The organism is Azohydromonas australica DSM 1124 (genome assembly GCF_000430725.1).
Lineage (GTDB): Bacteria > Pseudomonadota > Gammaproteobacteria > Burkholderiales > Burkholderiaceae_C > Azohydromonas > Azohydromonas australica.
In genome coordinates this window covers 21,948-31,742 of sequence record NZ_KE387219.1, presented here as the reverse complement: position 1 = coordinate 31,742, position 9,795 = coordinate 21,948, and the positions used below count along the sequence as shown (strand labels likewise).

The 9,795-nt window shown below is 65.9% G+C and carries 8 protein-coding genes and 1 pseudogene; 8 read left to right on the top strand and 1 reads right to left on the bottom strand.

Annotated features, from left to right (window positions below; translation table 11 throughout):
* Together H537_RS57125 and H537_RS0138645 are read left to right on the top strand one after the other, a co-directional pair.
* A pseudogene (locus H537_RS57125) lies at window positions 1-279 on the top strand (cytochrome P450); the annotation flags it as partial.
* A 30-nt stretch (window positions 280-309) separates the two neighbouring features.
* Window positions 310-1,623, top strand: a complete 1,314-nt coding sequence (locus H537_RS0138645) for a porin (RefSeq protein ID WP_156902244.1) — start codon at window positions 310-312, stop codon at window positions 1,621-1,623.
* 378 nt (window positions 1,624-2,001) lie between these two features.
* Here the strand turns inward: H537_RS0138645 and H537_RS48290 are convergent, their stop codons facing one another.
* A complete protein-coding gene (locus H537_RS48290) occupies window positions 2,002-3,000 on the bottom strand; it encodes a LysR family transcriptional regulator (RefSeq protein ID WP_051244640.1) in 999 nt (332 codons plus the stop codon).
* Between the two features lie 104 nt (window positions 3,001-3,104).
* Between H537_RS48290 and H537_RS0138630 the strand changes: the two genes are divergently transcribed.
* The 6 genes from H537_RS0138630 to H537_RS50485 all read left to right on the top strand — a co-directional run.
* On the top strand, window positions 3,105-4,085 hold the full coding sequence (locus tag H537_RS0138630; RefSeq protein WP_029002106.1) for a Bug family tripartite tricarboxylate transporter substrate binding protein: 981 nt from the start codon (window positions 3,105-3,107) through the stop codon (window positions 4,083-4,085).
* A 66-nt stretch (window positions 4,086-4,151) separates the two neighbouring features.
* On the top strand, window positions 4,152-5,687 hold the full coding sequence (locus H537_RS0138625; RefSeq protein WP_029002105.1) for a UxaA family hydrolase: 1,536 nt from the start codon (window positions 4,152-4,154) through the stop codon (window positions 5,685-5,687).
* A gap of 76 nt (window positions 5,688-5,763) precedes the next feature.
* Window positions 5,764-7,248, top strand: a complete 1,485-nt coding sequence (locus H537_RS0138620; protein WP_029002104.1) for an NAD-dependent succinate-semialdehyde dehydrogenase — start codon at window positions 5,764-5,766, stop codon at window positions 7,246-7,248.
* A 37-nt stretch (window positions 7,249-7,285) separates the two neighbouring features.
* The gene (hpaI, locus tag H537_RS0138615) at window positions 7,286-8,089 is read left to right on the top strand and encodes a 4-hydroxy-2-oxoheptanedioate aldolase (protein WP_029002103.1); all 804 of its coding nucleotides are present in this window, start codon (window positions 7,286-7,288) and stop codon (window positions 8,087-8,089) included.
* Window positions 8,090-8,104: 15 nt separating this feature from the next.
* A complete protein-coding gene (locus H537_RS0138610; RefSeq protein ID WP_043462151.1) occupies window positions 8,105-9,565 on the top strand; it encodes an FAD-binding oxidoreductase in 1,461 nt (486 codons plus the stop codon).
* 70 nt (window positions 9,566-9,635) lie between these two features.
* Window positions 9,636-9,795 (top strand): electron transfer flavoprotein subunit beta/FixA family protein (locus H537_RS50485; protein ID WP_375136363.1); only part of this gene is annotated, 160 nt, incomplete at its 3' end.

Below are 9,795 nucleotides of genomic sequence, written 5' to 3'. Positions count from 1 at the left end.
CGCGGCGAGCTGGTGATCGCGTTCATTGGCGCGGCGAACCGCGACCCGGCGCGGCACGAGGCACCGGACCGGCTGGACGTGGCACGGGCCAACCCGGGCTCTCTGTCCTTTGGCACCGGGCCGCATGTGTGCCTGGGCTCGTCGCTGACGCAACTGGAGGCGATAACGGTGCTTGGAACGTTACTGTGCCGCCGACCGGGCCTGCGACTGTGCGGGATGGCGCAGCGAACGCAGGGCGCGTTGTACCGAGGTTTTGCGCTTTTGCCTGTAGGCAGTTGAAGCCCGAGAAGTAGGCCTTCGGCCAACTGGTTGAACGATTTCGACTCGTTGGCCGAAGAAGTCCGTCTGAAAGTTCAGCAATGCCCTCGGGCTGCACAGGCAGCAGCCCGTAAACGCGCGCATGGCGCACCAGCCCACACCACAAGCGGCGTGGCTGTAGAACCTCGACGCCCGGCTGCGTCGAGCCTTTCCTTAATGATGGAGACGACAAGCATGATGACAAAAGGGGCTGCTGTAGCGGCCATGGGGATGGTTGCCGGTGTCGCGTTGGCGCAGTCATCGGTCACGTTGTACGGTCAGGTCGACGTCAACTACCAGCATTTGAGGTCCGGCGACAGCTCGCCCTTGGCAGGCCAGTCGCTTAACCGGCTGGCAGATGGCGGCGTCACCGGACCAGGATCGCGCTGGGGCCTTCGTGTCTCGGAAGACCTGGGTAACGGCCTGAAGGCGAACGTGGTGCTGGAGTCGGGGTTCAATGCCGATGTCGGGACATCGGCACAAGGTGGCCGCCTGTTCGGACGCCAGGCGTTCGTATCGCTGGTTTCGGCCAGCGCGGGCGAGATTCGCCTGGGTCGGCAGTACATCTTCCATGAGGAGGTGCAGGCCCTGAACAATCCATTCGCCAACAGCACCATCCTGAATCCGGGTGCGCCCTCCGTCACGTTGCCCGCCGGTGTCGTGCAGATGTTCATCGATGCGCCCCGCATCGACAATGCAGTGCAGTATCTCTCGCCGTCCGTCGCTGGTCTCCGCCTTCAAGCCATGGTGGCGGCCGGTGAAGGCCTGGTGGACCGGTATCACGGCCTGAAAGGCTTGTATGCAAAGGGGCCGTTGAACGTTGCGCTGTCGTATGAACAGAGCAAGGCACGCGTGGCAACTGCCGGTGTGGCCGCTGCCGGAGACACGGTCAACCGGATTTTGGAACTGGGCGGCAACTACAACTTCGGCGCGTTCAAGCTGTTCGCCGGCTATCAGAGGGGCAAGGATCTGACGCCAGGCAGCAGCGGGATCATCACTGCACCGTCTCCCGCAGGTGGTGTCGGCACGCAGATCGCAACGTTGACACTGCCGGGCCTTGCCGGACCGGCCACGAGACTGAAGGCCTATACGGTTGGCGCGTCCGTTCCCATTGGCGCCGCGACCGTGGGCGTGAACTACACACGTAGCCAATTCGAGAACGCGGCGGGAGCAGACCGTACCCTGGGGCGCGTCGGTCTTGGTGTCACATACTCATTGTCCAAGTTGACGACGGTGTATTCGGCCATTGGGGTGCACAACGGCGACCTGAAGGAATTCGTGAACGAGAAGACGCTGTTTCAAGTAGGTGTACGCAAGGCATTCTGAGTTCACGATTCAGGTAGCCAGGACGCCGCGCCCTGCCATGCAGGGCGCTTTTGACGCATGTACGTGCTTCTGGCTCAACTGGCGCCGTACCAGCGGTTGCAGGAGCAGTCAAAGCTGCTGTGGCACGACACGCCGGCGTAGTGATCAGGCCGCCTTGTGATGTAGGACCTCTGCCGCAGGAGCAGCCAATTCACCGTGACGATCTTTTGTCATGTCAGTTGTTGAAGCAACAATATTTGACATAAATCACATTGTAGTGCTGTATACGCTCGGAACTGGCAAACCGCTTACCCAACCACTCGCAAGAGCCTGCAATGCAAATCTTGTTGGCCTCGCCTGGGTCAAGCTTCAGGTCTTGCACCTGCCCGATGGGACAGTTCAGCCGTCGCCGTCAACGCTGCTGCCTTGGTCAACCTTGGCCCGCGAACTCAAGCGCCTGTCAGCGTTGACTTCACGCAGGCAACTTATGAACTGCTCTGCTGCTGGCGTGCGCAACCGTCCACGCAGCATGATCAATCCCACCGGCGGAAGGTCAATGGGTACGTCAACCGGCAATATGCGCACCAAGCCCTGGGTGCGGTAGTGCTCGGCCACCGAGCGCGCCCAGAAGCCGATCGCACCACGCTCTCTCAAGCACGTCAGCGTAACCAGGAAGGATGCGGTCTCAATCACGTCCGCCGGTGGGTTGAACTGGTATTTGTAGAAGAGCTGATGCAGCTTTACCCTTGACGAAGCCCATGGCGGTGGCATGACCCATGGACGCGACGACAGTTCGCCCCAGGTCACCCGGCGGCGGCGGGCCAGCGGATGGTCTGGGCCGCAGACGATGCGCATCGGTTCCTCGTACAGCGGCTCGGTCTCCAGGTCCGGTGCCGCGTAGCCGGGCTCCAGCCGGCCGACGAAGACGTCCAGTTCGCCCAGGCGCAGCTGCGGCAGCAGTTTCGTGAGGTCTCCTTCCTCCACCAGCACGGTGGTCTGCGGCGACTGGGCCTTGATTCGCTCAATGGCCTGCGCTAGCAACACTGGCGTGGCCACCACCATCGCGCCCACGCGCACCCGCCCCGCTGCGCCGCTCGACACGGCGGCAATCTCCTCACGGGTGCGGTCGAAGTCCGCCAGCACCGAACGTGCAAAACGCACCACCGTCTGACCGTAGGCCGTGGGCTCGGTGCCGCGCGTGGAGCGCAGGAACAGCGCCACACCGAACATCTTTTCCACCTCGGCCAGCGTCTTGGATACCGCCGGCTGCGTCAGCGACAGGAATTCCGAGGCCCGGCCCAGATGCCGAAACTGGTCCAACGCCACCAGCAGCTGCAGGTGCTTGAGCTTGAGGTTGGAACGCAGGACGCGGTCGATATGGCTGGCCGGAGCTTTCATGTCAATTTTGTGAAGAAGACAGTCCAGTTCTTCATTAGACAGCGATGTTGACCGTTTCCACAATCCCGCTGCATCGCACTTCCACGGCTTATAAGGAGACAAGGATGGCCACCACCCGCCGCCAATTCATGTTGAGCAGCCTGGGCGCTACCGCGCTCGGCCTGTCCACGCGCAGCTTCGCCGCGGGTTACCCCGAGCGGCCCATCACCTTCATCTGTCCCTGGCCGGCCGGTGGCACGGCGGACGTGACCATGCGTGCGCTGTGCGTGGCTGCGGCCAAGCAGTTGGGCCAGACCATCGTGGTGGAGAACAAGACGGGTGCCTCCGGCATGCTGGGCCTGAAGGCGCTGGCCACTGCCAAGCCCGACGGCTACACCATCGGCCAGATCCCCATCTCCGTGACCCGGTTTGCGCAGCTGGGCACGGTGCAGTTGGACCCGCTCAAGGACCTGACCTATCTGGCGCGCACTTCGGGGCAGACGTTCGGCATCGTGGTGCGCAGCGACGCGCCGTGGAAGACGCTCAAGGATTTCGTGGCCGCTGCCAAGGCCAAGCCTGCCACGCTGACCTATGCCAGCGCCGGCATCGCCGGCGCCACGCACGTGGGCATGGAAGAGTTCGCCATGGCCGCCGGTATCCAGCTCAATCACATTCCCTACAAGGGCGGTGCGCCGGCGCTGCAGGACCTGCTCGGCGGACAGGTCGATGCCCTGGCCGATTCCACTTCCTGGGCCCCGCACGTGAAGTCTGGCAAGCTGCGGCTGCTGGCCACCTGGGGCGAAAAGCGCACCCAGGACTTCGCCGAGACCCCTACGCTCAAGGAGCTGGGCTACGACGTCGTGGTGGATGCCCCGAATGGCGTGGGCGCGCCCAAGGGCCTGGACCCCGCCATCGAGAAGCGGCTGCGCGAGGCCTTCAAGGCTGCTGTAGCCAGCCCGGAATTCACGACCGCCTGCGACAAGATCGATGCCCCGCTGATGTACCTCGACGCCCCCGAGTACGCCCGGTACGTGGCCGCCACCTTCCGCCACGACACGCAGCTCATCGAGCGACTGAAGCTCAAGGAGCTGCTCGCCAAGGGCTGAGCAACTGCCGGCAGCACAGTGCAGCGCGTTGCGCGCTGCCCTTTGAACTTCGACTGATGTGACACGATGACCACTTCCACGCCCCTGTCGCCCCTGATCCGGCTGCACCCCCATGACAACGTGCTGGTGGCCCGGGCGCCGATTGCGCTCGGCCAGGAGTTGCCGGAGTTCGGCCTGCGCATGCGAGCACAGGTGCCGGCGGGCCACAAGATCGCTGCGCGGCGCATCGCCGCGGGCGAGCGGGTGAAGAAGTACGACACCGTCATTGGCGTGGCCAGCCGTGACATCGAGGCCGGCGAACACGTGCATGGCCACAACCTCACGCTGGTGGACGAGTACCGCGATCCGGGCTTCGGCCAGGATGTGCGGCCGGTGGAATTCGTTCCCGAGAACGAGCGCGCCACGTTCCTGGGCCTTGTTCGTCCGGACGGCCGGGTGGCTACGCGCAATTACATCGGCCTCATCAGCTCGGTGAACTGTTCCGCGACGGTGATCAAGCAGATCGCCGCCCAGTTCACGCCCGAGCGGCTGGCGGCCTATCCCAACGTGGACGGCGTGGTCGCCTTTGCCCAGACCAGCGGCTGCGGCATGTCCTCGCCCAGTGAGCATTTCGACCTGCTGCGCCGCACCATTGCCGGCTACGCGCGCCACCCCAACCTGGCTGGCGTGCTGATCGTGGGCCTGGGCTGTGAGCGCAATCAGGTGGCCGAACTGCTGGAGTCGCAGGGCCTCAAGCCCGGTCTGCTGGTGAAGTCCCTGGTGATGCAGGACACCGGCGGCACGCGCGCCACGATCGAAGCCGGCGTCAAGGCGGTGGAAGCCATGCTGCCTGCTGCCAACGACGTGAACCGCCAGCCCGTGAGCGCGGCGCACATCAAGATCGGGCTGGAGTGCGGTGGCTCCGATGGCTTCTCGGGTATCACTGCCAACCCGGCACTGGGTGCTGCCATGGACCTTCTGGTGCGCCACGGCGGCACGGCCATCCTGTCGGAGACGCCCGAGATCCACGGCGTGGAGTACATGCTCACGCGCCGCGCAGTCAGCCCTGAGGTCGGCCAGAAGCTGCTGGACCGCCTCGCCTGGTGGGCCGAGTACACGCGCGGCCACAACGCACAGTTCAACGGCGTGGTCGGCCACGGCAACCAGGCTGGCGGGCTGGCCAACATCTTCGAGAAGTCGCTGGGCTCCGCAATGAAGGGGGGCACCACACCGCTGGTAGACGTGTACCGCTATGCCGAGCCCATCGACAAGGCCGGCTTCGTGTTCATGGACTCGCCGGGCTACGACCCCGTAGCCGTCACGGGCCAGATCGCCAGCGGTGCGAACCTCATCTGCTTCACGACCGGGCGCGGCTCGATGTTCGGCTCCAAGCCGGCACCGACCATCAAGCTCGCCAGCAACACGACCATGTTCCGCCGATTGGAAGAGGACATGGACGTCAACTGCGGCGCGGTGCTGGACGGCGAGTGCGACGTGCAGCAGATGGGCCAGCGCATCTTCGAGCACATCCTGCGTGCAGCCTCCGGCGAAAAGACCAAGAGCGAGTTGCTGGGCCTGGGCGACCACGAGTTCGTGCCCTGGCACATCGGCATCGTTTCCTGAGCCGTCTCCCTCTCCTTCAGCTCTCACCAATACACGTTCGGCCCAAGGCCTTGGGCCGAACGGGGAAGGCATCACCATGTCCCTGAATCTTCGCCGCGACGACCTGATCCGCACCCAGAACTTCGTCAATGGCCGCTGGTGCGATGCGCTGGATGCCAACGCCCTGCTGGGCGTGACCAACCCGGCCGACGAGAGCCTCATCACCCGCGTGCCTGACAGCAGTGCCGAGGATGCCCGTGCGGCCGTGGAAGCGGCCCAGGCAGCTTTTGCCGGCTGGCGCGCCACGCCGGCCAAGGAACGCGCGCGGCTGCTCAAGCGCTGGAACGACCTGATCGTCGAGCACCAGGAGGACCTGGGCCGCCTGATCTCTCGCGAGCAGGGCAAGCCGCTGGCCGAAGGCCGTGGCGAGGTGCTCTATGCCGCCAGCTACGTGGAGTGGTTCGCCGAGGAAGCCACGCGGGCCAACGGCGAGGTCATCCCCGCGCCGCAGCGCGGTCGGCGCATGTTCGCGCTCAAGGAGCCGGTGGGCGTGGTGGCCGTGATCACGCCCTGGAACTTCCCCGCCGCGATGATCGCCCGCAAGATCGCTCCGGCCCTGGCGGCGGGCTGCACCGTGGTGGCCAAGCCGGCGGAGGACACGCCGCTGACCTCGCTGGCGCTGGTGCGCCTGGCCGAGGAGGCGGGCTTCCCCGCGGGTGTGCTCAACATCGTCACCGCTTCGCGTGCGAACACCCCGGCGGTGGTGGATGAGTGGCTGCGCGACGCGCGGGTGCGCAAGATCAGTTTCACCGGCAGCACGCCCGTGGGCGTGCACTTGGCACGCGAGTCGGCCGCCACGCTCAAGAAGCTGTCGCTGGAGCTGGGCGGCAACGCGCCCTTCATCGTGTTCGAGGACGCCGACCTCGACGCCGCCGTGCAGGGTCTCATGGCTGCCAAGTTCCGCAACGGTGGCCAGACCTGCGTCTGTCCCAACCGCGTCTACGTGCACGCGTCGGTGCACGACGCCTTTGTGGAAAAGCTGGCAGCGGTGGTCGGTGCGCTCAAGGTCGGCCCGGCCAGCAATCCAACCTCGCAGATCGGCCCGATGATCAACGCGCGCGCGGTCGACAAGATCGAGCGCCACGTCAACGACGCGGTGGCGCGGGGCGCGCGCGTGGTGGCCGGCGGCCACCGCGTGCGCAACGACGTGGCAAGCGGCCCGAACTATTACGCGCCCACGGTGCTGGTGGACGCGCAGCCCGACATGGAATGCGCCTGCGAGGAAACGTTCGGCCCCGTGGCGCCAGTCTTCCGCTTCAAGGACGAGGCGGAGGTCATCGCCCTGGCCAACGACACGCCCTTCGGGCTGGCGGCCTACTTCTACAGTCAGAACGTTGCGCGCATCTGGCGCGTGGCTGAGGCGCTGGAAACCGGCATCGTGGGCGTCAATGAAGGCGCACTGGCCGCCGAAGCCGCCCCCTTCGGCGGCGTGAAGGCCTCGGGCTACGGCCGCGAGGGCTCCACGCACGGCCTCGACGACTACCTGCACGTCAAGTACCTGTGCCAAGGCGGCCTGTCCTGAACAGTCCGGCCCTCACGACGACAACCGAGAACCACGCATGAGCAACCCCTTCAAGGCCGCGCTGGCCGCCAAGCAGGCCCAGGTGGGCTTCTGGCTCTCCATGGCCGATCCGTACCTGGCCGAGGTCAGCGCCACGGCCGGCTTCGACTGGCTGCTGATCGACGGTGAGCACGCGCCCAATGACCTGCGCAGCACGCTGGCCGCTCTGCAGGCGGTAGCCCCCTATCGCTCGCAGCCCGTGGTGCGGGTGGTCTCCGGCGAGGTGCATCTGATCAAGCAGCTGCTGGACATCGGCGCCCACAACTTGCTGGTGCCCATGGTGGACACGGCCGAGCAAGCTCGCGTGCTGGTCGCCGCTACGCAATACCCGCCGCATGGCATCCGCGGTGTGGGCAGCGCGGTGGGGCGCGCCTCGCGCTGGAGCGCGCGCACCGACTACCTCGACGCGGCCGACGACGAGGTGTGCCTGCTGGTGCAGGCGGAAACCGTGACGGCGCTGCAGAACCTGGAGTCCATCTGCGCAGTGGAAGGCGTGCACGGCGTCTTCATCGGCCCGGCCGACCTGGCGGCATCGATGGGCTACCGCGGCAAGCCGGGCCATCCGGACGTGCAGGCCGCCATCGAAGGCGCCATGCGCACCATCATCGCCAGCGGCAAGGCGGCCGGTACGCTGACTTCGGACCCGAAGCTCGCGCGCCGCTATCTGGAGCTGGGCTGCACCTTTGTGGCTACTGGCGTGGACGTGCTGCTCTATGCCAACGCCGCACGCAAGCTGGCCGCTGACTTCCTGGCTCCCGACGCTGCCACCGCGGTGGCCGACAAGCCTTCCGCCGCCTACTGATCACTGCGCCCTGCCATGAACACGCCCACTTCCGAAGCCATCGTCGCGTCGCTGTCCGCCATCGTCGGGTCCCAGACCTGCCTCGGCACCGAAGCGGAAATCAAGCCTTTCGTCACGGATTACCGCGGCCTCTATGTCGGCCAGGCCGCGGCCGTGGTGCTGCCCAGCAGCACCGAGCAGGTCAGCCAGGTCATGGCTTGGTGCCACGAGAACGGCGTGGCCGTGGTACCGCAGGGCGGCAACACTTCGCTGATGGGCGGGGCTGTCCCCGGCGCCGATGGCGCGGCCATCGTGCTCAATCTGCGCCGCATGAACCAGGTCCTTGCGGTGGACCCCATCAACGACACCATGACGCTGCAAGCCGGCGTGACGCTCAACGCCGCCCGTACCGCGGCCGAAGATGCCGCGCGGCTGTTCCCGCTGCGCATCGGCTCCGAGGGTTCGTGCCAGATCGGCGGCAACATCGCCACCAACGCCGGCGGCACGGCCGTGCTGCGCTACGGCAACATGCGCGACTTGGTGCTGGGCGTGGAAGCCGTGCTGCCAGATGGCCGCATCTACTCCGGACTGCGCGGCCTGCGCAAGGACAACACCGGCTACGACCTTAAGCAGCTGTTCGTGGGATCAGAAGGGACGCTGGGCATCGTGACGGCTGCCGTGCTCAAGCTCATGCCCCTGCCCCGCACGTCGTCCGTGGCACTGGCCGCGGTCCCGGACCCGGCTGCTGCCGTGGCGCTGCTGGGCGAGGCCAAGAAGGCCGCCGGACAGATGGTCACGGCCTTCGAGCTGATCTCGGGTCCGGCGCTGGAACTGGTTCTGGAGTACCTGGGCAACGTGCGGCCGCCGCTGGAGGGCCGGCACGACTGGATGGTGCTGATAGAGCTGACCTCGGGGGGATCGTCCGAGAGCCTGGACCAGTCGCTGATGCAGGCGCTGGAGTCAGGCATGGAAAGCGGCCTGGTGCTTGACGCCGCCCTTGCCCAGAGCGTGGCGGACGCACAGTCCTTCTGGCGCATTCGCGAGGAGATCTCCGATGCGCAGACCCGTACGGGAGGCAGCATCAAGTGCGACGTGTCCGTGCCCCTGTCGTGCATTGCCGGCTTCATCGAGGAGGCCAGCGCCGCCGTTCGCGCCCTGGAGCCTCAGGCACGCATGATCGTCTATGGACACATGGGCGACGGCAACGTGCACTTCAACCCGCTGCGTCCCAAGGACCGCACGGCCAAGGAGTTCCTTGGCGCCTGCTACGACAAGGTGTCGCATGCGGTCGACTCGCTGGCTCATGCTGCCGGCGGCTCCATCTCGGCCGAGCATGGCATCGGCGTTGCCAAGCGCGACGATCTCACGCAATACAAGTCCGCGGTGGAGCTGGAGCTGATGTGGCAGGTAAAGAAGGCGCTGGACCCCAAGAACCTGCTCAATCCCGGCAAGGTCCTGCCGGCGCCTGGGGCCGCTTCAACGCCGGGCAACGAGTGAAGCCAGCACTGTTCCACACCAGCGCACCGAGTGCGGGACAGACTGACAGCTGCGTAGAAGAGGAATGGGAATGAAGGTTCTGGTGTGTGTAAAACGCGTCGTTGACTACAACGTCAAGGTCCGTGTGAAGAGCGACGGCTCGGGCATGGACCTCGCCGGCGTGAAGATGAGCATGAACCCCTTCGACGAGATCGCCGTCGAAGAGGCGGTGCGGCTCAAGGAGAAGGGCG

Excerpts from the sequence above, each read along its gene's own strand:
- H537_RS48290 (WP_051244640.1), bottom strand. The coding sequence starts at position 3,000 with ATGAAAGCTCCGGCCAGCCATATCGACCGCGTCCTGCGTTCCAACCTC.
- H537_RS0138630 (WP_029002106.1), top strand. The coding sequence starts at position 3,105 with ATGGCCACCACCCGCCGCCAATTCATGTTGAGCAGCCTGGGCGCTACC.
- H537_RS0138625 (WP_029002105.1), top strand. The coding sequence starts at position 4,152 with ATGACCACTTCCACGCCCCTGTCGCCCCTGATCCGGCTGCACCCCCAT.
- H537_RS0138620 (WP_029002104.1), top strand. The coding sequence starts at position 5,764 with ATGTCCCTGAATCTTCGCCGCGACGACCTGATCCGCACCCAGAACTTC.
- hpaI (WP_029002103.1), top strand. The coding sequence starts at position 7,286 with ATGAGCAACCCCTTCAAGGCCGCGCTGGCCGCCAAGCAGGCCCAGGTG.
- H537_RS0138610 (WP_043462151.1), top strand. The coding sequence starts at position 8,105 with ATGAACACGCCCACTTCCGAAGCCATCGTCGCGTCGCTGTCCGCCATC.